Raw genomic sequence first — 22,236 nt, 5'->3', positions numbered from 1 at the left:
TGGGGCGCTCCTTGAGAGTCGGGCGTGCTGCGGTCTGGACCGAACGCACGCCCCGGCCCGATGGACGTTGTTGTTATTGGTTTTTTTCCGCGGCCAGCTCTTCCAGGTCGATGTAGCGGTTGCCGATGCGCGGGTGCAGGCGACCGCCGTCGGCAGCGCCCAGGACCACGACGATTTCGTCGGCACGCGGGGCGTCTTCGATCTGCATTTCCAGGGTGATGTAGTGCGAGCGCAGGCCTTCGTCGTCCTTCTGCATCATCGGGATCTGGATCGAGGTGCCTGGGCCGCCGCGCTTGTTGGTGAAGCTCAGGTAGCTCTTGGCCTGGACCGCTTCGCGGTAGTGGTTGCCGAAGCGCAGGGTGTGGATCACTGCGGAGGCGTGCTCGATCTCGCCGTCGGCGCCGACCACGGCGGCTTTGCCGTAGGCCTCGATCTTGTCGGCGCCACCGATGGCGGCGGTCAGGCGCTCGACCATCAGCGCGCCCAGCTCGGAGCAGTTGGCGCGGATTTCAGGCTTGAGGTCGTCGACGAAACCGCGGCCCGCCCAAGGGTTCTTGATCACGACGGCCAGTCCGACCATGGTCACCGGTTTGTCGGTGGCCTTGCCGCCTTCGATGCGGGTTTCTTCGGAGTAGGTGACGATCTTGCGGATTTCGAAACTCATGAGCGGCTCCTGCGGAGTGTTGATTAGGTCTTGTTGTCTGATGGTATACCATAATATTTGATGTGCAAGAGGTTGCAGAAAATTTCTGCGGGGAGGGGATAAGTGGTTGGGCAGCGCACGCCCCCCGCGCGTGATCCGCACATGAACAGCCACGCCTGCCCGCTGCCCTCCCGAACTGTCATGGTCCCGCGACCAGACAGTTTGGCGCGCGCCCCTCTCGCTGTACCGGTACATCCCGCCTCGCGCTTTCTAACCTGCACGTGTTCATCAGGCACGGACGCTTCTGTAACTGCAATTACCCATCGAAAAGTGCAATAAAAAGGAGCATCACTTGAAAACTGATGAAACGGTCGTCGTCACTGGCGTGACGTCTGGCATTGGGCTGGCTTGCGCCAGACTTTTGATAGAGCAGGGAAGTAAAGTTGTAGGAATCGGACGTCGGGAAGATCGTCTTGATGCACTGGCGGATGAATTCCACGGACGTTTTTATCCGGTGAGCTGTGATGTTCGCGACAGCCAGTCAATTACTAAATTGATCAATCAACTACCCGACGCGTTCGCCGCCTTCAGCAAACTTGTCAACGGTGCCGGCTTGCTTCAAGGCCAGGGAACGTTGCTGGATATAACGGACGAGCAAATAACCACCATGCTCGATACCAATGTCCACGGGCTGATCAACGTCACCCGTGCGGTATTGCCGAAGTTGATCGAAAGCGGTCGCGGGCATGTGGTCAACCTGACCTCGATCGGTGCCCATGTGCACTACAAGGGCGGCCATGTGTACGCCGCTTCGAAAGCCTTTGTCGATCACTTCGGGCGCTGCCTGCGCACCGAGTTGGTGGGCAGCAAGGTGCGGCTGACCAGCGTTGCACCGGGCAAGACCCGTTCGGAGTTCGCCCTGGTGCAGTGCGACGGCGACCAGGAAAAGGCCGACCGGGTGTACAGCACCCTGACCCCGCTGGAACCGGTTGATGTCGCCAACTCGGTGCTCTGGGCATTAAGTCAGCCGGAACACGTGAATATCAACCTTATCGAACTAATGCCTGCTGACCAGGAACTTTCGTACCGGTGATGCCATGAGCCAGACTCTCGCGAAGTATTACGTCAGAAACAAACTTACTCATAAGTTGATCAGCAAGCGTGTGTTGTCGCCAATCTCTCTGTCGCAACAACCGCCGGCCGACCTGGTCAAGGCACTTTGCATTGAAGATGAAGTGTCCAGGTTGTCGGCAGTGTATGCCCGCTTCCAACAGGAAGGTGATGAAAGTACCGGGCTGCCACGTTATATGCCGTTCTATCGTTTCATTCAGTCGAAGTTTCCCGGCTTCCAATGGCAAGTGCGAAACAGCGAAGGCAAGAAGACACTTATTCTGGACAAGCCGTATATCAACCAGAGTCGTCCGTCGCTGCTGAGCCTGTTGCTATGTGCGGTCAACGACAACACGGTGACCACGCCGGCACTCAAGGTCCGTTACCCGGCCATGCGTGAATTGCCGGACGCCCTGGTGGTGGACCTGGAGCGGGCATTCGAGCGCCTGTCCTTCACCACCTCCCCACCGCACTTCATGGCGCGGTTCGCCGAGACGCTGGTCAAGGGCCTTGCGGGCGAGACCATCACCCTGGTGTCGCCGGTGTGCCCGGACTACGGCTACGAGAACAAGAACGGTCGGCTGCGCTACACCTTCGACTACCTCGGCGAAGGCATCGGGCTGGTAGCCGGGCGTGTGGTCAAGACCCTGCCTGACCTGCAGGCGGTCCTGAGAAAGCACGGCATCGATGCACGGATTGCCATCGGTGCCGGCGACTTCGAAGGGTTCGACGCGTCCACCCTCGATCGCCTCAAGGAAACCCGCGAAGGCTTCGCCCACAAGCTGCGTATCAGCCAACAGAAGATTCTCGATGCGCTGGGGCCGCAGACCGAGTCGATCATGATCGCCGGCGCGGCGGGCGGCGAGGCGCAATGGCGCGCGCTGACCGCGGACGCCGAGCAGCGCCTGGCCAATCGCGACAACGGTTGCATCGTCGACAGCGACCTGGATTACGCCGCGATCTTCAATGCCCGGTTGCCGCTCTATCAGGCCTGGCATCAGCAGCGCAGCAATGAAGAACTGATGCAGATCCTCTACGCCCAGGGTGCGGAATACGCCGCCATCGGCCAGGTGTTCGCCCGGCAATGGCGCAACCCGATCGTGATCGGCGCCGACCACAACCGCATGCAGCCGTTCTATTGGCTGTACAGCACCATCCCTGTCCTCTACCTGACCAGGGTGTACTGATGAGCACTCAAGAACGTGCCAATCAAGGCACTCATTACTGCCAATACGGGCCGCAGGGCAACGTGCGCGAAAGCTATGCGCACCTGCCGTTCCAGCCGCTGTGGACCTGGCTGACCGGCAAGGGCAGGGCGCTGGCGCCTGAGGTCCTGAAGGCGCAAATGGACAAGACCGGCGAGCCGTTCCTGGTGGCGCACCTGCTGTTCACCTGGGGCACGATGATCGGCCTGGTGCTGCTCGGCCAGGCGGTGCTGGACGGGGTTTTCCATCCGCTGGTGTCCGTGTTGCTGGTGCTCGCGGCCTGGGTGTTGATGGTCAATCGGCTGCGCAGCATGCAGGCGACCTTCCATTACCTGACCCACGGCGCGGTGCTCAAGGACAAGGCGCGCGCCCAGCGCTACGCCCGGTTCTTCCTGACCACGCCGCTGCTGTACCAGGACTGGGACACCTACAACCAGAGCCATGTGCGCGAGCACCACAACATCCATGTGCTGTGCACCGACATCGACCCGGACCAGCGCTTTATCCAGGCGCAAGGTTTCTACCCGGGCATGCCGGAGCTGGAGTACTGGTGGCGGGCGTTCAGCACGCCGTTTCGTCCGACGTACCTGCTGCACCGCTGGCGCGCCACGCTGAACGACTGCTTCGTGCGGCCGCCACAAGGTGAAGTGCGGTTCCGCCTGGTGTTCTGGGGCGTACTGCTGGCGCTGCTGTGGGCCACCGACATGCTGGCGGCCTTCGGCCTGATCTATGTGATCCCGCGTGCCGTGCTGTTCGAGCATTCGATGTGGCTGCAGTTGTTCACCGAGCACCTCTGGTTCTATCACCGCGATGCCGAGCGTGGCGACAAGACTCACTACGGTCGGCTGACCTGGGGACGTTTCCAGGGCCGCACGCCACCGTCGCACGGCCTCGTCGCCTGGACCGGATGGCTGCTCAAGTGCCTGCTGCTGGACGTGCCGGTGCGCCTGTATGTCTACCCGCAAGACTTGCCCAACCACGACGTCCACCACCGTCGCCCCAACGTGCATTACCGGCATATCGCCAACTACCGCGCCAGCTTCGAGCGGCAGCCGTCGACCTACGGCCCGTACCTCGAAGTCTGGGGATTCATGGCGGGCCTGTACCTGATTCGCGACCACCTGTGCCGCGGCGTCCGCGAGCCCTTCGGCCCGCTGCAAGCCGCTTCGACCGACCTTCAAGACACCCTGTACCCCACGCCCAGTTCTCAAGGAGCCTGATCATGCAAGAGACCATTCAAGCGGCAAGCCAGCAACTCGGCAGCAGCGCCTACGCGGCCCTCAACGCCTCCCAACTGTTCTCCCGGGAAGACCTGGCGTACATGGAGGAGGCCTGCCAGGTCATCCCCAAGACCATCATCGAGATTGGCGACGTGGGTGAGCAGAACTACCTCTCGGTCGGCCGCTTCATGGAAGACCTGAAAGGCGAGTTGCCGGTGTACCGCAACGACCCGTGGGGCCAGCGTGTGGTGGAGATTCTGTCCTCGGGCAAGAGCCGCGAGTTCTTCAACGGGATCATGGGCGGCGAATGCTTTATCCGTCGCTGCCAGGCCAACCTGCTGGAGTCCGGCAACTTCATCGGCAAGCACATCGACACCTACAGCAACCTGGAATACCGCTACTCGGTGGTGATCCAGTTCGGCAAGGACTACGAGGGCGGCGAGTTCTTCATCGAGCATGAAGGCCAGTCGAGCCAGCTCAAGACCGGTTACGCCGACGTGCTGGTCAACCGCTGCGAGATCCCTCACGGCGTGCGCAAGGTTGAAAGCGGTACGCGTACCTCCCTGGTGTTCTTCCTGAGCACCAGCCCGCTGGACAAACCGAACCTGAACAACAAACAGATCTGACCGGCGTGCGCATCCGCCCACGTCGGGCGGATGCCTTACCGGCCAAGCCAGAAGGAACCGTTGCAATGACGCAAAGCACTGTAGCCAGCTTTCAAGAAACAAAGAATCAGGACCTGCAAGCCTATTTCCTGGGCCTCATTTCGGTCGCGGCCTTCGCCATGACCCTGCCGGCGGCGAAGATGCTCGCTGGTGATCTGAGCGCCTTGCAAGTCGGCTTTTTCCGCTCGGTACTGGCTGCGTTTGCGGCGATTCCGTTCCTGATCATCGGTCGGGCAACACTGCCCAACCGCTCCCAGGTCAAGCGCATGCTGCTGACCTCCACCGGTATCGTCTACGGTTTCCCGATCCTGACCGCGCTGGGCATGCAGCACGTTCCGGTCAGCCACGGCGGCGTGGTGCTCGCGGCCCTGCCGCTGTCCACCGCGATCTTCGGCACCCTGATCACCGGTACCCGGCCGTCGAAGCTGTTCTGGGCGGTGTCGAGCCTCGGTTTCCTCGTCGTGCTGGCCTACACCGTGATCAAGTCGAACGTCGAGGACATCTATATCGGTGACCTGGCGCTGCTCGGCGCGGTACTGCTCGCCGGCTTCGGCTATGCGCAGGGTGGCGCGCTGTCCAAGGAATTGCCGGGCTGGCAGGTGATGTGCTGGACCCTGGTCATCAGCCTGCCGGTGCTGCTGCCGGTCAGCCTCTGGCTGTACGACAGCGAGACCATCGCCAACCTGCCGGGCCAGGGCGTTGCGGCGCTGCTGTTCCTCGCGCTGATCAACTCGCTGCTGGGCTTCTTCTCGTGGAACCGTGCCCTGGCACTGGGCGGTATCCAGCGCATCAGCCAACTGCAACTGCTGCAACCGTTCTTCACCTTCGCCTTCTCGATCTGGCTGATGGGTGAGGCCTGGAACTGGTTGACCCCGGCGGTGTGCGCCATCGTGATCGTTCTGGTCTGGCTGTCCAAACGCATCTGAAGTCTTTTTCCCGCGCCAGGCGACTGGCGCGACTTTTCATCCTGATACCCAGACGGAAACCATCAGATGAGTGCTCCGAGTTTTTTCCGCCCCAGCACCGAATCGCAGGAGAGTCCTGTGCTTTGCGCTGCCCAGCGCACCGATGATGTCGTGGGCCTGCTGGCCCTGAAGACGGGTGAGCGGCTGCTGGATATCGGTTGTGGCAATGGTTACCTCAGCGCGCAACTGGCAAACCAGGGCGCCGAGGTGGTGGGTTTCGATATCAACCCGGAGCGGGTGCTGGCCGCACGCGCCTGGGGCCTGGAGGTGAAACGGGGTAATGCCGAGGAGCTGTATTTTCATCAGGAATTCGATGCGGTGTTCAGTCACAACGCGCTGCACGAAATGCATCAGGCCGATCAGGTGGCCAGCGGTGCGTTCATGGCACTCAAGCCGGGCGGGCGCTTTGTCGGGGAATTTCCCGGCCGCGGTCACGCCTTGCTGATTCGCCGGGCGCTGAGTGGCGCGCTGGAACGCAGGTCCATCAACCTGATGGGCATGGAACGCTGGTATCTGCCCAGTGCCCATGAGTACCAGCGGGTGCTGGAGCGGGCCGGCTTTCACGTCAGCCACATCAGTTGGTTCGAACAACCGATGTCGGCGGAACTGTCGATCGGCGACTGGATCAGAAATAACTGCGGCCATTACCTGCAGGCAGTGCCGATGGAGATTCGAATACCGTTCCTTGAGGAAGTCACCGAAGAACTGGTCAGCGACCTGCTGGATGGCAGCGGGCGCTGGACGGTGGATGCAACACGGCTGCGTTTCAAGGCTCACCGAAAAGCCTGAGCGGTAGCCACACCTTCATTAGTCGAACCGGGATCAACGATATGCCGATGAAAACCAATGGATTGGCGCTGAAGTCCTTCTATGCCGACACCCGGATATGGTCGGGGCAGGACGGTAAGCCACTGTACTGGATTGATGACCTGAGCCTTGCGGTCAACGGTCTGGAGATCCTCGAGGACTCCGTCATCCCCGCCTTGCGCGACAACGACGTGGTGCAGATCCTCAATGGCGTCATCTATTCCTATGAGGATCTGGGTGAGGTGAGCACGCTGGCGGATTACTTCAAGCGCTGGCAGTTTCGCTGCATAGATGGGCGTCGAGGAACTGCCTGAAACGAAGGTCGTTGCAGTGACTGACGTTCAGGCGGATGTACTGGTCGAACTCGCGGGTATTGCTGAACAGTGAGCCGGGGGCCAGGAAGATCCGTGCATCGTGCGCCTCCTCGACCAGGCGGCGAAGATCCACATGCGCAGGGAAGCGCGCCCAGATAAACAGCCCCTCCGCGACACCCTCGTCGGACTCTACTCCGACCTTGCCCAGCCAGTCGCGGGCCCTGATGCGTTCCTGCATCACCCGTTGGCGCAACGCATCCAGATGGTGCTGGTAGCGCCCGGACTCCAGGGTGTAGGCCACGATCGTCTCGTCCAGGGACGAACCACACAGCACGTTGTACATCTTCTGCTCGATCAGCCGTTCGACGAACGCCGGCGGCGCCACCACGTAGCCGAGCCGCAGCGCCGGGCTGAGCACCTTGCTGAAACCACTGAGGTAGAAGGTGCGGTTCCACTCGTCCAGGCTGGCCAGGCGCAGCATCTGCCGGGTGCACAGCGCGCCGAAGATATCGTCCTCAACGATATGGAAGTCATATTTCTGCGCCAGCGACAGAATCCTGAAACCCTTGGCCGGCGAGGTGTTGCCGCCTGTGGGGTTGTGGATGAGGGTCTGGGTCAGGAACAGCTTCGGCCGGTACTCGGCGACGATCGCTTCCATGGCTTCCAGGTCCGGGCCGTCGGCCGTTCTCGGGACGGTGATGATGTTGAAGTCGCGGTCCTTGATCAGCTTCAACTGCAGCAACAGGTAGCTGGGGTCTTCCACCAGCAGGTAATCGCCGGGCTGGAGCATGACGCTGCGGATAAGCGAGAACGCGTGAGTGGCGCCGATGGTCACCACGATCTGGGTGCTGGAGGCGTTGATCTGCAGCTCCCGAAGCTTCTTCGCAATCACCGAGCGCAGTTCCTGGCTGCCGGCGGCGGGTGCCGGAACGCTGCACGACAAGGTGTTGCGGATCAGCCGGCCGGTGACCGACGCGGGAACGGCGTCCGCCAGCCAGGAAGGTGGCAAGTAACCGGAACTGACGGGGGTGTCGTACTGCGAAGGGTCCAGCGCCCGGTAGAGGAATCCGGCATGCAGGCTGGAGGGGGGGATGATCTTTTCCAGGTCTTTGCTGGTGTCGGCGGGGCCGGAGGCGAGGATGTAGTAGCCGGCGCCGGGGCGGGACTCGATGATCTGCTGCGCGACCAGGTCTTCATACGCGCTGCTGACCGTGAAAATGCTCACGCCCAACTGCTTTGCCAGCGCCCTGACCGAGGGCAGGCGACTGCCGCGAACCCATTGGAAGGCCTCGATGCGGCTGATGATTGCACTGCGAATCTGGTCGACCAACAGCACCTTGCTGTTGCGATCTATCTCAAACATTTTTTGCGTCCCTACTGAACCTTGCCGCCTCGAAACCTTGTGGTTTCTGCAGGCAGGTTACACCAGTCCTCCCATTTTCCGGATCAACACCAAGGTTTAATTTCCCCTCGACACCCAATGAAGGTGGCGTATTTCGTGGGGAAGGCGGTAGAGCGGGCCTCGCCGTGGTTTTGGCCCGGCGAGCCCGCTCTTGTCTCAGGCAGGCTGTCAGCGGAACGCCGGCACCACCTCGTTGATGAACAGCTCCAGCGACTTGCGCTTCTCTTCGTGCGAGAGGCTGTTGTCGCACCAGAAGCTGAACTCGTCGACGCCCAGTTCCTGGTAGTAGCGGATGCGCTCGATGACTTCCTGCGGCGTGCCGATCATGGCGGTCTTGTGCAGGCTTTCCAGTTCGAACTCGGGACGTTCGGCGAACTTCGCTTCCGGGCTCGGCGCCAGGAAACCGTCTTTCGGGGTCTGCTTGTTGCCGAACCAGGCGTCGAAGGTGCGATAGAAACGGTTGATGGCCTGGGCGCCGACCTTCCAGCCGTCCGGATCGGATTCGGCATGGACGTGGGTGTGGCGCAGCACCATCAGTTGCGGACGCGGCACGTCCGGGTTGTTGGCCAGGGCGGCTTCGAACTTGTTCTTCAGGTCGACCACTTCCTCGTCGCCTTTCATCAGCGGCGTGACCATGACGTTGCAGCCGTTTTTCACCGCGAAATTGTGCGAGTCGGGGTCGCGGGCGGCGATCCACATCGGCGGCATCGGCTTCTGGATCGGCTTCGGCACGCTGGTGGAGGTGGGGAATTTCCAGGTGTCGCCATCATGGGCGTAGTCGCCCTGCCACAGGGCGCGCACCGCCGGGACCATTTCCCGCAACGCCGCGCCGCCTTCGGAGGCCGGCATGCCGTTGGCCATGCGGTCGAATTCGAACTGGTAGGCGCCGCGGGCCAGGCCCACTTCCATGCGGCCGTTGCTGATCACGTCGAGCAGGGCGCATTCGCCGGCGACGCGGATAGGGTGCCAGAACGGCGCGATGATGGTGCCGGCGCCGAGGTGGATGGTTTCGGTGCGTGCGGCGAGGTACGCCAGCAGCGGCATGGGGCTTGGCGAGATGGTGTATTCCATCGCGTGGTGTTCGCCGATCCACACGGTGCTGAACCCGCCTTTCTCGGCCATCAGGGTCAGCTCGGTCAGGTCTTCGAACAGTTGTCGGTGGCTGACCTGTTCATCCCAGCGTTCCATGTGTACGAACAACGAAAATTTCATGAGGCGTTTCCTCGGCTCTTGTTATCGGTCGCCTGTCGGATCAGGCAGCGAGTGTCTGGACGGACAGGGCGGCGCCTGTCACAAGCATAGGGGCTCAGGCGAAGGCCGGCAGGCTGGCCATCTTGCCGCGGCAATAGACCAGCGGGCTTGGCGCCTGCTCGGGGACGATAAGGTTCTTCACCGCGCCGACCATGATCGCGTGGTCGCCACCTTCATATTCGCGCCACAGTTCGCATTCGATGATCGCCGTGGCGTTGGCCAGTAACGGATTGCCCAGCGCGCTCAGGGTCCACTCGATGCCCTGGGCCTTGTCCTTGCCTTTTTTCGCGAAGGCATAGGCCTCGGCCTGTTGCTGACCGGAGAGCAGGTGGATGGCGAAGCGCTTGTTGCGGATCAGCACGGGGTAGGAATCGGAACTGTAGTTGGGGCAGAACAGCACCAGCGGCGGGTCCATGGACAGGGAACTGAAGGCACTGGCGGTGAGGCCGACCACCTGGCCGTCGTCGTCCAGGGTGGTGATCACCGTAACGCCGGACGGGAAGGAGCCCAGAACGTTCTTGTAGACGGTGGCGTCGATCATGGCATGGTCCTCGGAATGCAGCGGTTTTGTCCGCGTTTTTATCGTTGATGTGTCTGATGGTATACCGTAATACCTATTTTGCAAGGGGAATTTTCCAGCCCGGACGAACGCGACGATTCTGGTTAAAGCCTAATGATTACGGGGCTTTCTTGCTAATGAGGGAAGAAGGGGAGCAGACAAAAAGCAGATCAGTTGGTCGGCAAAAGAGCGAATCAGTGTTGTCAAAATGTTGGAATACCATAATATGGTCTTCAGCTTCGACGCCGCTTGCCGCGTGCCGCAAGTGGTTTCCTACAAAGATAAAAACGGAACCTTTCGAGCTTATTGCCCATGTCCCAGCCGTCTTCGCAACACCAGTTGATCGAAAACCATACGGTCGATTACGTACCGCCAGCAGAGCGCCACGGGAAGGCGCGGGATTTGTTCACGCTGTGGTTCAGCACCAATATCGCGCCGTTGCCAATCGTTACCGGGGCCATGGTGGTCCAGGTCTTCCACCTCAATCTGTTCTGGGGGCTGATCGCCATTGTCCTCGGGCACCTGCTCGGCGGCATCGTGATCGCCCTGGCCTCGGCCCAGGGGCCGCAGATGGGGATTCCACAGATGGTCCAGAGCCGCGGCCAGTTCGGGCGTTACGGCGCGCTGCTGATCGTGTTCTTTGCGGCGCTGATCTATGTTGGCTTCTTTATTTCCAACATTGTTCTGGCGGGCAAGTCGATCCATGGCATTGCACCTGCCGTGCCAATGCCGGCGGCGATCATCCTCGGCGCGCTGAGCGCCACCGCCATCGGGGTCATCGGCTACCGCTTCATTCATACCCTCAACCGTATCGGCACCTGGGTCATGGGCTCGGCGCTGCTGGCCGGCTTTGTCATGATGTTTGCCCAGGACCTGCCAGCAGACTTCCTCACCCGTGGCAGCTTCAACCTGTCCGGCTGGATCGCCACGGTGTCGCTGGGGGTTATCTGGCAGATCAGCTTTTCGCCGTACACCTCCGACTATTCACGCTACCTGCCGCGTGAAGTGGGGATTGCCCGGCCGTTCTGGGCGACGTACTTCGGCGCGACCCTGGGCACCATCCTCTGCTTCAGCTTCGGCGCCATTGCGGTACTGCTGGTGCCGGAAGGCACCGAGGCGATGGACGCGGTGAAACAGGCCACCGGCTGGATGGGGCCGATCCTGATGGTGCTGTTCCTGCTCAACATCATCAGCCACAACGCCCTGAACCTGTACGGCGCGGTGCTTTCCATCGTCACCGCGATCCAGACCTTCGCCAGCACCTGGACGCCCAGCATCAAGGTGCGTGTGGTGCTCTCCGGGGTGATCCTGTTCGGATGCTGCTTGACGGCGCTGGGTGCCACGGCCGATTTCATCTCGCACTTCATCGGTTTGATCCTGGCGCTGCTGCTGGTGCTGGTGCCGTGGGCGTCGATCAACCTGATCGACTTCTACCTGATCAAGCGCGGCAACTACGACATCGCGTCGATTTTCGCTGCCGACGGGGGCATCTACGGGCGCTGCAATCCGCACGCGATCATCGCCTACGCCTGCGGCATCCTGGTGCAGTTGCCGTTTGCCAACACGGCGCTGTATGTCGGGCCGTATGCCAATCTGGTGGAAGGCGCGGACCTGTCGTGGCTGGTGGGGCTGCTGGTGACCATTCCGCTGTATTACTGCCTGGCGACCCGTGGGCGGGAACAGGTGCAGGTTGCCGCCTGGCGAACTCAATAAGCGCTACTGCGCAGACACAAAAATGCCGCGATGATCGCGGCATTTTTTTGGGTTCTTCGGGGTTGTGTGCTGGCACAACCCCGACACCTGGCTACAGCCCAATCAGAACTCAGTCGGCTGGATGATCTCGACCCAGTAATCATCCGGGTCCTTGATGAACGCCAGGTGCTTCATCCGGCCATCGCTCAGGCGCTTCTGGAAGTTCACACCCAACTGCTCGAAACGCTCGCAGGCAGCGCGGATATCCGGCACGGCAATGCAAATGTGACCGAAGCCACGTGGATCGGTGTTGCCGTTGTGATAGGCGAACGCCGGATCGTTCTCGGTGCCGTGGTTATGGGTCAGTTCGAGAATGCCCGGGATCGACTTCATCCACTCGGTGCGCTTGGCCGCGTCGGCCGGGATCTGCGCCTTGTCCACCAGGGCAAGGAAGTACAGGCTGAATTCGGCTTCCGGGAAGTCGCGTTTTTCCACCAGGCTGAAGCCCAGCACGCGGGTATAGAAGTCCAGGGATTTGGCGACGTCCTTCACCCGCAGCATGGTGTGGTTGAAGACGAAGTTGTGGGTGGCGGCATCAGGCTGCGCGGTGACGCCAGGGAGGGTATCGAGGTCTTGCAGGCTCATGGGCACTCCGCAATTGAGGCCGGCGCCAGGGGCGTCGGCAAAACAGTCAGGCGGCCATGATACGGAACTGAATCCATTGCGCAAACAATTGCGCCCCGTGGCCGAAGCTCACGGGGCGCAGGAATTAGAAGCCCGCCGAAGCGGGCGAATGGGGCGCTAATCCTTTAGCAGCCTCCATCCTGATCCACTGATTGTGAAAAATATGTGAAGCGAATTTCACTTGCGCAACCATTTGTCAACGGTATCCGCCCCATATTGTTGTTTCCAGGCTTTAAGACCGCGGTGGTTGCCGCCTTTGGTCTCGATCAGTTCACCGGTATTCGGGTTCTCGTAGACTTTCACCACCCGCGCCCGACGTTGTTTCGGTGTGCGCGCCACGGATTTGGTGGCGGCTGCGGGGTCGAGGATTGCGATGATGTCGCGCAGGCCTTTGTCGTAGTTCTTCATCAGCGCGACAAGTTTCTGTTCGAATTCGATTTCACGTTTAAGGCCGGAGTCCTTTTTCAATACCTCCAGTTGTGCGATCTGTTCCTGAAGGGCTTTCTCGGCGGCGCGAAACTCTGCAAGTCTGGACACGGTAACCACTCCTGTATCAACGGTGTTGGGCACTGCGATGACCGCAAATAACACAACGACCACGGGGCTGTAATAACAGCATGGTTAACAGTGTAGCCAATTGCCCACGGACTAACAGTGAACTTTTAAGGCGCCGGCCATGGAACTTTCAAACTTGATAATGTTCGGCGCCCGGATGAAGTAACGAGGGTGTCTGGCGAAGGCCTTCGACCATGGTCCAATGGGCCGGGCCAGAGCGCTTGCCGATAATCCGCGGCCGCCGCGCGAGTCCGTGCGACGGTGTAGGGCCCCGGGTGCTTGGCGCGGGGCCGTTTCTTGCCTTTATTCGGATTTCCTGTTGCTCATGTTTGCCCCTCTTTCTTGCTCTTGCGGGCGCCGTTTGTGTGGCCTGGCGGGAGTGTTCGTCAGTCTTTCGACGTACGCCGGCGGTTTTTTCGAAGACAGTCGCGCACGTGTGGAAACACGCAATGTTTACTTCAATCGTGACTTCCGTGACGGCCACAGCAGTTCCACCCAAGGCGCATCGAAACGCGAGGAATGGGCGCAGGGCTTTATTCTGAATATTCAGTCCGGTTATACCGACGGGCCGTTCGGCTTCGGTGTTGATGCGCTGGGCATGTATGGTTTCAAACTGGATTCGAGTCCGGCCGACAGCAACAGCGGGCTGTTGCCTTCCCGTGGACATGATCCACGCCAGTCCGAGGATCAATACGCCAAGCTCGGCCTGACCGGCAAAGTCCGTTATTCGAAAACGTTGTTGAACTATGGCGCGATGCTGCCGGACATGGCGCTGCTCAAATACAACGACGGGCGCTTGTTGCCGACGATGTTCCATGGCGCCTCGCTGACGTCCGAGGAAGTCAGCGACCTGCGCTTGAGCCTGATGCGCCTGGACAAATACACGGCCCGCGATTCCACCGATGCCCAGGACATCCGCGTGCACTGCAAGAACAAGCGCTATGCCTGCGACACCAGCGCCGATCACTTCGATCTGGCCGGCCTGGACTACCGGATCAACGAGCGGGTCAGTGCGCAGTACCAGGTGGCGAAGCTGGAGAACATCTACCTCCAGCACTTCCTGGGACTTACCGCCAGCCAGCCGTTGGCGACCGGCAGCCTTTCCGCCGACCTGCGCCTGATCAAGAGTGACGATATCGGCCGGGCCCGCGCCGGCGAAATCGACCACCGCGCGTTCAGCGGCATGCTCGGCTACAGCCAGGGCGCGCACAAGCTCAGCGCCGGCTGGCAGCGCATGTATGGCGACAGCGCCATGCCGTACCTGGATGGCAGCAACCCGTACCTGGTCAACTATGCCCAGGTCAATGATTTCGCCGCGGCGCAAGAGCGCTCCTGGCAACTGCGCTACGACTATGACTTCAAGGCCCTGGGCCTGAACGGCCTGACCTTCTTCACCCGTTATATCAATGGCGATCACGTCAAGGTCCCCGGCAGCCTGGCCGAGGGCAAGGAGTGGGAGCGCGACACCGAGCTGAAGTACCAGGTGCAAAGCGGTACGTTCAAGGATGTCAGCGTGCGCTTGCGTAATTCGACGTATCGCAGCAACTACGAGCAGTTCGCCCGCGACATGGATGAAACCCGGGTGATCGTCAGCTACAACGTCTCGATCTGGTAAAACCCGCCCGGCTGCGCCGACAATGCGCCGGCGCACTTCGGGAGTCTTTACCCATGAAACACCTGCTGTTGATCGGAATCGGCCCGGGCAATCCGCGGCAGATCACCCTGGAAGCCATCGACGCGCTGAACCGTGCCGATGTCTTCTTCGTGTTGGACAAGCACCAGAGCAACGACGACATGCTGCACCTGCGCAAGCAGATGCTGGAGCAGTGCGTGACCCGTCCGTACCGGCTGGTGCAGGTCGAGGACCCGCGCCGCGATGGCGAGGCGGCCGATTATGTTGGCGCCGTGCGTGACTGGCACCAGCAGCGCGCCGCGCTCTACGGCCGGTTGCTGACCGACGAGCTGCGCGACGGGGAATGCGGCGCCTTCCTGCTCTGGGGCGAGCCGGGTTTGTACGACAGCACGCTGCGGATTCTGGAGTTGGTGGAAGGCGCGGCCTTCAGCTTCGAAGTAATTCCCGGCATCAGCAGCGTGCAGGCGCTGGCCGCGCGTCACCGCGTTCCGCTGAATCGCGTTGGCGAGCCGCTGCAGATTCTCCCCGGCAGACGGCTGGCCGAAGTGCCGCAGATCGACAACGTAGTGGTGATGCTGGACGGCAAGTGCGCGTTCGCCGAGCTGGACGACCCCGACCTGCACATCTATTGGGGCGCCTATCTGGGCAGCGCCGACGAAATCCTCATCAGCGGTCCGCTGTTGGCGGTCAAGGCGCAGATCCTCGCCGCCCGGGAGCAGGCGAGGGCGCGCAAGGGCTGGATCATGGACACTTATCTGCTGCGTCGTCAGTAAGCCGGTTTTTCGCTTCGATCCACTGCGCCATGTATTGGGTGCTCTTGTGCTGGTGATGACGCAACATCGCCCCGGTGAAGTTGTACAGGCGCTGGGCGGGGAGGTCTTGCAAGGTCTGTTCGATACGCTCCACCAGGGCCTGGCTGTGCCAGCGCCAATCGTAACGGGCACCGAGCAATTGTCGGGCATCGCGTTGGGCCTGGTTCCAGCGTGCTTCGTCGTTGTACAGGCTGGCCGCAGCTTCGGCCAGGCCCTCGGCAGTGCCGGACACCAGACCGGGCCAGGGCAGGGCGCCGTGCATGGCTTCGGCGCCGATCGGCGTGGTCACGCTCGGCGTGCCGGCCTGCATGGCATCGGTGAGCTCGCCCTTGATCCCGGCGCCGAAACGCAGCGGCGCCAGACACACCCGCGCCTTGCCTATCACCTCCAGCGCATCGTCGGCGCGCTCAAACATCAGGAAACCGTCCTCGACGCTATGCAGCGCAGTGGCCTTGGGCGGGGCGTAGGCGCCGTAAATGTGCAACTGCGCATCGGGCAGGCGGCGGCGGATCATCGGCCAGAGGTTGTGCTTCATCCACAGCACCGCGTCCCAGTCCGGCGCATGGCGCAAGTTGCCGATGCTGATGAAATGCGCGCGCTCGGCAAACGGTCGCGGCGCAGTGCCCGGCACCTGCAGCATCAACGGACACCAGTGCAACAGGTCAGGCGGCACGCCGAAGCCGTTGACCAGCAGGTTGATCTCCACGTCGGAGATCATCAGGCTCAAATCGCAGCGGTAGATCGCTGCGAGTTCGCGCTGGGTCAGGTCGGTCGGCGCCATCTGCCGATAGAGGTCGGGGCCGGAGGTGGCGAACAGTTCGCGGAAATCGTTGGGGTCCAGGCCATGCGTCAGGCGCCGGCGCAGCAGGACATGACGCGCTTCGCGCAGGCTCTGCAGCTCGGACGTCTCCAGCACGCGCAGGGCGTCCGGGCAGTGTTTCTCCACGCGCCAGCCAAATTGCTCTTCCATCATGAAGCGGTCGAACAGCACCACGTCCGGTGCCAGCTCACTGATGAAACGCTCGAAGCTGTCGTCGTTCAGTTCAATGACCTGCTCGCCGATGCCCAGGCTGGCGAGGTCGGCCTTGTGCTCGTCGGCCGCTGCGGAGCTGCTGAAGGTGATGCGCCAGCCGTGGGCCAGGAAACTTTCGAGGATCTGCATCATGTGTCCGCCGGCGGCCGGGGAGGTCGGCTCGGGCCAGGCATAACCAATGACCAGGACGTGCAGGGGCGATGCGGACATGGGCGGTGGGGCCTTGGAAAAAGGGCGTATTAAAGCAGATTCAGCTTCGCTGCTGCGCTGCGCAAGCGCTCTGTCTGGAGGATCGCGGGTCCTCTTGAGGGAAAATATTTGCGCGCGTACTGAAACAAGTTTCGAGACTGTCGGTCTGTAGTGGCAAGCTGCCACGTTTCGGGCGCCGTGGGTGTTGTACTGCAGCTCCGTCCGCGCAATTCCGACTTACCGCAAGGATTCTCATGAAGATCAAAGCTGCTCTGTTGGGTTCCCTCCTGCTGCTCTTGCCGCTGTCTTACGCGCAGGCTGACAACTGCCGTTCGAACAGCTACGGCGGACAAGACTGCCGGTACGACGATGGCACCACGTCGACCAGTCGTTCCAACAGTTACGGTGGTCAGGACACGCGCTACAGCGACGGCCGTTCTTCCACCAGCCGTTCGAACAGCTACGGTGGCCAGGAAACCCGCTTCAGCGATGGCAGCAGTTCCAGCAGCCGCGCCAACAGCTACGGTGGCCAGGATACCCGCTACAGCAACGGCGAGTCGTCCAACAGCCGCTCCAACAGTTATGGCGGCCAGGACACTCGCAACAGCGATGGCTCCAGCTCCACCAGCCGCTCCAACAGCTACGGCGGTCAGGACACCCGAAACAGCAAGCGCTAACCGATACGCCCCGCAACACGCTCCGCAACGGACACGGTTTGACGCCGTGTCCGCTTGATCGCGAGCTTTTCCGAACGATTCCTCGCAACCGCCCCGCAAATTTCATCAAGCCCCCCGGCAGAGCACTTCCTCGATCAGAAAAAGGTTGATAGCATCCGGCCACTTCGTGGAGGGCGGTTTTTGTGACGCGGTTCTCGATTCGTCTGATTGCCCCAACGTTGCTGCTGATCTTCGCAGCCACCAGCGCCTGGGCTGGCAACACGCCTTGCTCCGGACGCAAGGGTGGCATTGCCGGCTGCGATGGTGATGCCTTCCTGTGTAACGACGGTTCCATCAGTGCCTCGAGAAAAAGCTGCGCCGCCTACACGGGTGGACGTGGTTCCTCTGCTGTGGCCCGGCCATTGCTGGATGCCAGCAGCGAATGCGGCTGTGGCTCCGGCGCCTACTGCACCGGGCCGCGTGGCGGGGTCTACTGCCTCACCCCCGGCGGCAAGAAGAGCTACCGCCGACGCTGACCAACGGTGGTCAGGTTCGGCGCATGTCAGCCGATACTCAAACTGAAACATTCCAAACCTTTTACAGGATGTAGCGAGATGAAGCAGGTAGCGTGGTGGGCGGTTTTGGCCCTGATCAGTGGCATGGCGCAGGCCGCGACCGAGAGCGATCCCTTGCTCGAGGGCGCCACTTCCACCGCCAGTGAGGTCCGCGGCGTGCTGCGTGCGCGGTCCCAGGCGGTGCTGGCCAGCGAGTTGCCCGGCCGCGTTACCGAGATCCCCTTCGCCGAAGGCCAGTCGTTCAGCAAGGGCGACGTGCTGGTGCGTTTCGACTGCAGTGCCTACCAGGCCCAGGCCAACGCTTCCGGCGCCGCTGTGCGTGCCGCCCGTGAAGAATTGCGCAACAAGCAGCAGTTGGCGGCCCTCAACTCGGTCGGCCGCTTCGAAGTGGCCCTCGCCGAAGCCCGGCAGGCCCAGGCCCAGGCCGAATCCCAGGTCTATCAGGTGCAAGTCCAGCGCTGCCAAGTGAAGGCACCGTTCGACGGTCAGGTCGTGGTGCGCCGGGTCCAGGCGCACGAGAGCGTCGCCAGTGGCTCGCCGCTGCTGGAAATCGTCGACAATCGCTCCCTGGAAATCCATTTGCTGGTGCCGTCGCGCTGGCTCGGCAAGCTCAAGCCCGAGCAGACGTTCAGCTTCGTCCCCGATGAAACCGGCACGCCGATCAATGCCGTGGTCAAGCGCCTCGGCGCGCGCATCGACGAGGGCAGCCAGACCTTGCTGCTGATCGGTAGCGTGCCGGCCAACACCCCGGGCCTGCTGGCCGGGATGAGCGGCACCGCGCACTTTGCGGAGCCGCAATGAACGCGCCTGTTCCCGGCGCGCTGGAACAACTTCTGGCGCATTACCTGAAGCTGGAACGGCAGGCCCGCGCCGCCGCTTCAGTGGAGGTGCTGTCCTTCAGCATGGTCAACGACAGCCAGGCGTTGTTCGGTTTTCGTCACGCGGCGTTGCTGATCACCGGCAAGGTCCGTGCCCTGACCGGCATCAGCGCGGTCGAACCGAACGCGCCATTCGTGGTGTTTATCGAGCGGGTCGCCGGGCGTCTGGCGGCGAGCGATCGCTTCGCCTTGCCCGGCGTGGTGCCGCCGGAGAGCCTGGACCAGGCCAGCCGCGACGACTGGCAAGCGCTTTCGGCGCCCCATGCGTTCTGGCTGCCGCTCAAGGACCGCGAAGGCGAGGTGTTCGGCGGTTTGTGGCTGGCCCGCGACAATCCCTGGAGCGAGGCCGAACAGGCGCTGCTGGCGCAGTTGGGCGATTGCTACAGTCATGCCTGGCGCGCCTTGCAACCGGGCAAACCGTGGCGCCTGCGCTGGCCGGCGCGGACCCGTTGGGCGCTCGCCGGGGCCTTGTTGCTGGTGCTGCTGGTGCCAGTGCGCCAGTCGGTGCTGGCGCCGGCTGAAGTGGTACCGCGCAACGGTCAGGTCGTCGCGGCGCCGCTGGATGGGGTGGTTGCCGAGTTCCTGGTCAAGCCCAACCAGCCGGTGCAGGCCGGGCAGGTGCTGGTGCGCTTCGACGCCACCAGCCTCAAGGCCCAGGCTGATGTTGCCGAGCGCACCTTGGGTGTCGCCGAGGCCGAACTCAAGGCCAACACCCAGCGGGCTTTTTCCGATACCGACTCCAGTGCCCGGCTGGACCTGCTGGCCGCCCGCGTCGAACAGAAACGCGCCGAACGTGATTACGCCCGTGACCTGCTGGCGCGCAGCGAAGTGCGCGCCGAACGCGACGGCATCGCGGTGTTCGCCGATGCCCAGCGCTGGACCGGCAAGCCGGTGCGCACCGGCGAGCGCCTGCTGGACATCGCCGACCCGGCCCAGGCCGAGCTGCGGATCGAACTGCCGGTGGCCGATGCCATCGGCCTGGAGCAGGGCGCCGAAGTGGCGCTGTTCCTCGACAGCGACCCGCTGCACCGCCACAGCGCGACCCTGGAACGCGCCGCGTACCAGGCGCAGAGCACGGCGGCCGGGCAACTGGCCTACCGGCTCGATGCGGCCTTCGACGCCGCCCCGCCGCGTATCGGTTTGCGCGGCACGGCCAAGGTCTTCGGTGACCGTGCGCCGCTGGCGCTGTACCTGTTGCGCCGGCCGCTGGCGGCGTTGCGTCAGGCGGTGGGCCTGTGATGTTGCCGGCGCTGCGTGCCGACCTGCAGCTTTCGGCGGGTGCGCCGGGGCTCGACGGTTCACCGCAATGGACCCTGGCCGACCCGCTGCGTGGCAAGTATTTCAAACTGGGCGCGCCGGCCATGCGGCTGTTGCGCCACTGGGCGTTGGGCGATCCGAACCGGGTGCTGAAGGCGGCCAACGCCGAGCCCGGCGCGCCGCTCGGGCCGCAGGCGGTGGACGAGCTGCTGCGGTTTCTCCGCGGGCATGACCTGATCAGCGCCAGCGACGCCGAGCAGCGCGCCGGTTATGAGGTCAAGGCGGCCAGCCAGCGCCAGGGCGTGTGGACGCAACTGCTGCACAAATACCTGTTTTTCCGCATTCCGTTGTGGCGCCCGGACGCGTTCCTCAATCGCACCTGGCCGTGGCTGGAGCGGTTCGGCCCGAACCTGCTGCGCTATGGCCTGCCGACGGTGTTGTTGCTGGGGATTTTCCTGGTGATGCGCGACTGGGAGCGCTTCCTCGCGACCTTTCCACACCTGCTCAGCCTGGGCGGTGCGGCGGCCTTCGCCATTGCCCTGGGTTTCGCCAAGCTCTGCCACGAATTCGGCCACGCCTACATGGCCAAGCGCGCCGGTTGCCGGGTGCCGAGCATGGGCGTGGCGTTCATGGTGCTGCTGCCGATGCTTTACACCGACGTCAGCGATGCCTGGCGCGTGCAGGACCGCCGCACCCGGCTGCTGATCGGTGCGGGCGGCGTGCTGGCCGAACTGGTGCTGGCGTGTATCGCCTTGCTTGCCTGGTCGTTGCTGCCGGACGGGGCAGGGCGCACGGCGGCGTTCATGCTGGCCAGCGCCACCTGGATCACCACCGTGGCGATCAACGTCAACCCGCTGATGCGCTTCGACGGCTATTTCCTGCTCAGCGACCTGTGGGGCGTCGACAACCTGCAGAGCCGCGGCTTTGCCCTGTGCCGCTGGCACCTGCGCGAGCGCCTGTTCGGCTATGGCGAGCCCGCGCCCGAGCGCTGGTCGCCGGCGCTGCGCAAGCGCCTGCTGTGCTGGGGTTACGCCTCGTGGATCTGGCGCGCGGCGCTGTTCTTCGGGATCGCCCTGGCGGTCTATCACCTGTTCTTCAAGGTGCTTGGCATCTTCCTGATGATGGTCGAGCTGGTGTGGTTCATCGGTCTGCCGATCTGGCGCGAGTGGGGACATTGGTGGGAGCACCGGGAAAAGGCGCAGCCGCGCAAGGTGCTGTTCCTCGGCGCTGGCCTGTTGGTGTTGCTGGCGGTACTGGTGGTGCCATGGCGCAGCGGCGTCGAGGTGCCGGCGATGCTTGAAGCGGAGCGGGTCAGTGCCTTGCACGCGCCGGCCCCGGCACGGATTCGCGAAGTGTTGGTTAAAGATGGCCAGCAAGTGGCCGAAAACCAGATAGTGGTGGAACTGGAGTCTCCGGACCTCGCCTCGCGCATGAGCATCACCCGCCGCGAGATCGAGATCCTGCAACTGCAATTGCGCCGTCAGTCGGGGCGCAGTGCCACCGCGGCCGACAGCGGTATTCTTGAACAGCGCCTGGCCGAGGCGGTGGCCGAGTACCGTGGCCTGGCGGCCCAGCGCGAACGCCTGAGCCTGCGTGCGCCGCACGCCGGCGTGGTGCGTGACCTGGCGAAGAATCTCGCGCCCGGACGCTGGATCGGCGTGGACCTGCCGCTGGCTCAGGTCGCGGGCGGTGGTCTGCGTTTGCGTGGTTACCTGGCCGAGGCTGACCTGTGGCGCGTGGCGCCGGGCACGTCGGGGCATTTTGTCGCCGATGACGTATTGCGTGATTCGCTGCCGGTGAGTCTTAAAGATGTGGATGCCAATGGCGTCTCTTACATCGACCAGGAAGCGTTGGTGTCGGACCAGCACGGACCGATTGCCGTGCGCCGCGACGAAGAGAAGCGGGCGCAGCCGCTGGAGGCTCAATATGGCGTTCGTTTCGCGCTCGAAAAGGGTGCGCCGCAGCAGGTGTCACACCCGCAAAGAGGCCTTGTGGTGCTGGACGGAGAGGCCATGTCGTTATTGGGATCCGCATGGCGACGACTGGCCGCTTTAGGCGTAAGAGAAAGTGGATTTTAGTAGTGCGATTGTAAGACAGTTGGAGTAATCTGCTGTCAATTTGCCACGCCCTT

General features: G+C 62.6%; 21 protein-coding genes and 2 pseudogenes. 16 read left to right on the top strand and 7 right to left on the bottom strand.

What is annotated here, in order from left to right; genetic code table 11:
* Positions 1–73: 73 nt before the first annotated feature.
* Positions 74–664 (bottom strand): amino acid synthesis family protein, encoded by a 591-nt coding sequence (locus NTD88_RS14040; RefSeq protein ID WP_095157450.1) that lies wholly within the window; start codon positions 662–664, stop codon positions 74–76.
* A gap of 331 nt (positions 665–995) precedes the next feature.
* Between NTD88_RS14040 and NTD88_RS14035 the strand changes: the two genes are divergently transcribed.
* From NTD88_RS14035 to NTD88_RS14005, 7 genes are all read left to right on the top strand, one after another.
* A complete protein-coding gene (locus NTD88_RS14035) occupies positions 996–1,736 on the top strand; it encodes an SDR family NAD(P)-dependent oxidoreductase (protein ID WP_262154297.1) in 741 nt (246 codons plus the stop codon).
* A gap of 160 nt (positions 1,737–1,896) precedes the next feature.
* Positions 1,897–2,940 carry a hypothetical protein gene (locus NTD88_RS14030; protein WP_262154298.1) on the top strand — a complete coding sequence of 348 codons (1,044 nt, stop codon included), beginning with the start codon at positions 1,897–1,899 and terminating at the stop codon, positions 2,938–2,940.
* Positions 2,940–4,178 (top strand): hypothetical protein, encoded by a 1,239-nt coding sequence (locus NTD88_RS14025; RefSeq protein ID WP_262154299.1) that lies wholly within the window; start codon positions 2,940–2,942, stop codon positions 4,176–4,178. Before NTD88_RS14030 ends, NTD88_RS14025 begins: the two co-directional genes overlap by 1 nt.
* A gap of 2 nt (positions 4,179–4,180) precedes the next feature.
* Positions 4,181–4,804: a 2OG-Fe(II) oxygenase gene (locus NTD88_RS14020; RefSeq protein ID WP_095157461.1), complete on the top strand. Its 624-nt coding sequence runs from the start codon at positions 4,181–4,183 to the stop codon at positions 4,802–4,804.
* Between the two features lie 65 nt (positions 4,805–4,869).
* Positions 4,870–5,769 carry a DMT family transporter gene (locus NTD88_RS14015; protein WP_095157463.1) on the top strand — a complete coding sequence of 300 codons (900 nt, stop codon included), beginning with the start codon at positions 4,870–4,872 and terminating at the stop codon, positions 5,767–5,769.
* A gap of 117 nt (positions 5,770–5,886) precedes the next feature.
* A complete protein-coding gene (locus NTD88_RS14010; protein WP_315975155.1) occupies positions 5,887–6,597 on the top strand; it encodes a class I SAM-dependent methyltransferase in 711 nt (236 codons plus the stop codon).
* Positions 6,598–6,638: 41 nt separating this feature from the next.
* A complete protein-coding gene (locus NTD88_RS14005; protein WP_095157467.1) occupies positions 6,639–6,929 on the top strand; it encodes a hypothetical protein in 291 nt (96 codons plus the stop codon).
* Here the strand turns inward: NTD88_RS14005 and NTD88_RS14000 are convergent.
* The 3 genes from NTD88_RS14000 to NTD88_RS13990 form a co-directional block, all read right to left on the bottom strand.
* Complete coding sequence (locus NTD88_RS14000; protein ID WP_095157469.1) at positions 6,880–8,292, bottom strand: PLP-dependent aminotransferase family protein; 1,413 nt, start codon at positions 8,290–8,292, stop codon at positions 6,880–6,882. The two genes, NTD88_RS14005 and NTD88_RS14000, sit on opposite strands and share 50 nt — an antisense overlap.
* 207 nt (positions 8,293–8,499) lie before the next feature.
* Positions 8,500–9,543, bottom strand: a complete 1,044-nt coding sequence (locus NTD88_RS13995; RefSeq protein WP_262154301.1) for an LLM class flavin-dependent oxidoreductase — start codon at positions 9,541–9,543, stop codon at positions 8,500–8,502.
* 94 nt (positions 9,544–9,637) lie between these two features.
* Positions 9,638–10,123 (bottom strand): flavin reductase family protein, encoded by a 486-nt coding sequence (locus tag NTD88_RS13990; RefSeq protein ID WP_095157472.1) that lies wholly within the window; start codon positions 10,121–10,123, stop codon positions 9,638–9,640.
* A gap of 330 nt (positions 10,124–10,453) precedes the next feature.
* On the opposite strand from NTD88_RS13990, the gene NTD88_RS13985 reads away from it, so the two are divergent.
* Positions 10,454–11,854 carry a purine-cytosine permease family protein gene (locus tag NTD88_RS13985; RefSeq protein WP_262154302.1) on the top strand — a complete coding sequence of 467 codons (1,401 nt, stop codon included), beginning with the start codon at positions 10,454–10,456 and terminating at the stop codon, positions 11,852–11,854.
* Between the two features lie 102 nt (positions 11,855–11,956).
* Here NTD88_RS13985 and gloA read toward each other — a convergent pair whose 3' ends face one another.
* Positions 11,957–12,478 carry a lactoylglutathione lyase gene (gloA, locus tag NTD88_RS13980; protein WP_110971193.1) on the bottom strand — a complete coding sequence of 174 codons (522 nt, stop codon included), beginning with the start codon at positions 12,476–12,478 and terminating at the stop codon, positions 11,957–11,959.
* A 216-nt stretch (positions 12,479–12,694) separates the two neighbouring features.
* Entirely contained in the window at positions 12,695–13,054 is a 360-nt protein-coding gene (locus tag NTD88_RS13975) for a histone-like nucleoid-structuring protein, MvaT/MvaU family (RefSeq protein ID WP_095157477.1), read from the bottom strand.
* 343 nt (positions 13,055–13,397) lie between these two features.
* Between NTD88_RS13975 and NTD88_RS13970 the strand changes: the two genes are divergently transcribed.
* Together NTD88_RS13970 and cobF are read left to right on the top strand one after the other, a co-directional pair.
* Positions 13,398–14,687: an OprD family porin gene (locus tag NTD88_RS13970; RefSeq protein ID WP_262154303.1), complete on the top strand. Its 1,290-nt coding sequence runs from the start codon at positions 13,398–13,400 to the stop codon at positions 14,685–14,687.
* A 53-nt stretch (positions 14,688–14,740) separates the two neighbouring features.
* Positions 14,741–15,478 (top strand): precorrin-6A synthase (deacetylating), encoded by a 738-nt coding sequence (cobF, locus tag NTD88_RS13965; RefSeq protein ID WP_262154304.1) that lies wholly within the window; start codon positions 14,741–14,743, stop codon positions 15,476–15,478.
* Here the strand turns inward: cobF and NTD88_RS13960 are convergent.
* Positions 15,447–16,760: a glycosyltransferase family 4 protein gene (locus tag NTD88_RS13960; protein WP_262154305.1), complete on the bottom strand. Its 1,314-nt coding sequence runs from the start codon at positions 16,758–16,760 to the stop codon at positions 15,447–15,449. The genes cobF and NTD88_RS13960 overlap by 32 nt on opposite strands.
* A 233-nt stretch (positions 16,761–16,993) precedes the next feature.
* On the opposite strand from NTD88_RS13960, the gene NTD88_RS13955 reads away from it, so the two are divergent.
* The 6 genes and pseudogenes from NTD88_RS13955 to NTD88_RS13935 all read left to right on the top strand — a co-directional run bounded on the left by NTD88_RS13955 (position 16,994) and on the right by NTD88_RS13935 (position 22,183).
* Positions 16,994–17,416: a hypothetical protein gene (locus NTD88_RS13955; protein WP_175651889.1), complete on the top strand. Its 423-nt coding sequence runs from the start codon at positions 16,994–16,996 to the stop codon at positions 17,414–17,416.
* Positions 17,417–17,598: 182 nt separating this feature from the next.
* The gene (locus NTD88_RS13950) at positions 17,599–17,931 is read left to right on the top strand and encodes a hypothetical protein (RefSeq protein WP_410017277.1); all 333 of its coding nucleotides are present in this window, start codon (positions 17,599–17,601) and stop codon (positions 17,929–17,931) included.
* 78 nt (positions 17,932–18,009) lie between these two features.
* The gene (locus tag NTD88_RS13945; protein WP_262154306.1) at positions 18,010–18,771 is read left to right on the top strand and encodes an efflux RND transporter periplasmic adaptor subunit; all 762 of its coding nucleotides are present in this window, start codon (positions 18,010–18,012) and stop codon (positions 18,769–18,771) included.
* Positions 18,768–18,999, top strand: a pseudogene (locus tag NTD88_RS29245) (HlyD family secretion protein); the annotation flags it as partial. The gene NTD88_RS13945 and the pseudogene NTD88_RS29245, both read left to right, overlap by 4 nt.
* An 83-nt stretch (positions 19,000–19,082) precedes the next feature.
* Positions 19,083–20,087, top strand: a pseudogene (locus NTD88_RS13940) (efflux RND transporter periplasmic adaptor subunit); the annotation flags it as partial.
* On the top strand, positions 20,084–22,183 hold the full coding sequence (locus tag NTD88_RS13935; RefSeq protein ID WP_262154308.1) for a site-2 protease family protein: 2,100 nt from the start codon (positions 20,084–20,086) through the stop codon (positions 22,181–22,183). The pseudogene NTD88_RS13940 and the gene NTD88_RS13935, both read left to right, overlap by 4 nt.
* Positions 22,184–22,236: the final 53 nt, after the last annotated feature.

The sequence above is a fragment of the Pseudomonas sp. 20P_3.2_Bac5 genome (assembly GCF_025466035.1).
GTDB lineage: Bacteria > Pseudomonadota > Gammaproteobacteria > Pseudomonadales > Pseudomonadaceae > Aquipseudomonas.
This window is presented reverse-complemented; position numbering and strand designations above follow the sequence as displayed.

Bases quoted from the DNA above. Each gene is read 5' to 3' on its own strand.
- NTD88_RS14040 (WP_095157450.1), bottom strand. From the start codon at position 664: ATGAGTTTCGAAATCCGCAAGATCGTCACCTACTCCGAAGAAACCCGC.
- NTD88_RS14025 (WP_262154299.1), top strand. From the start codon at position 2,940: ATGAGCACTCAAGAACGTGCCAATCAAGGCACTCATTACTGCCAATAC.
- NTD88_RS14020 (WP_095157461.1), top strand. From the start codon at position 4,181: ATGCAAGAGACCATTCAAGCGGCAAGCCAGCAACTCGGCAGCAGCGCC.
- NTD88_RS14015 (WP_095157463.1), top strand. From the start codon at position 4,870: ATGACGCAAAGCACTGTAGCCAGCTTTCAAGAAACAAAGAATCAGGAC.
- NTD88_RS14005 (WP_095157467.1), top strand. From the start codon at position 6,639: ATGCCGATGAAAACCAATGGATTGGCGCTGAAGTCCTTCTATGCCGAC.
- NTD88_RS14000 (WP_095157469.1), bottom strand. From the start codon at position 8,292: ATGTTTGAGATAGATCGCAACAGCAAGGTGCTGTTGGTCGACCAGATT.
- NTD88_RS13995 (WP_262154301.1), bottom strand. From the start codon at position 9,543: ATGAAATTTTCGTTGTTCGTACACATGGAACGCTGGGATGAACAGGTC.
- NTD88_RS13990 (WP_095157472.1), bottom strand. From the start codon at position 10,123: ATGATCGACGCCACCGTCTACAAGAACGTTCTGGGCTCCTTCCCGTCC.
- NTD88_RS13985 (WP_262154302.1), top strand. From the start codon at position 10,454: ATGTCCCAGCCGTCTTCGCAACACCAGTTGATCGAAAACCATACGGTC.
- gloA (WP_110971193.1), bottom strand. From the start codon at position 12,478: ATGAGCCTGCAAGACCTCGATACCCTCCCTGGCGTCACCGCGCAGCCT.
- NTD88_RS13970 (WP_262154303.1), top strand. From the start codon at position 13,398: ATGTTTGCCCCTCTTTCTTGCTCTTGCGGGCGCCGTTTGTGTGGCCTG.
- cobF (WP_262154304.1), top strand. From the start codon at position 14,741: ATGAAACACCTGCTGTTGATCGGAATCGGCCCGGGCAATCCGCGGCAG.
- NTD88_RS13960 (WP_262154305.1), bottom strand. From the start codon at position 16,760: ATGTCCGCATCGCCCCTGCACGTCCTGGTCATTGGTTATGCCTGGCCC.
- NTD88_RS13955 (WP_175651889.1), top strand. From the start codon at position 16,994: ATGAAGATCAAAGCTGCTCTGTTGGGTTCCCTCCTGCTGCTCTTGCCG.
- NTD88_RS13945 (WP_262154306.1), top strand. From the start codon at position 18,010: ATGAAGCAGGTAGCGTGGTGGGCGGTTTTGGCCCTGATCAGTGGCATG.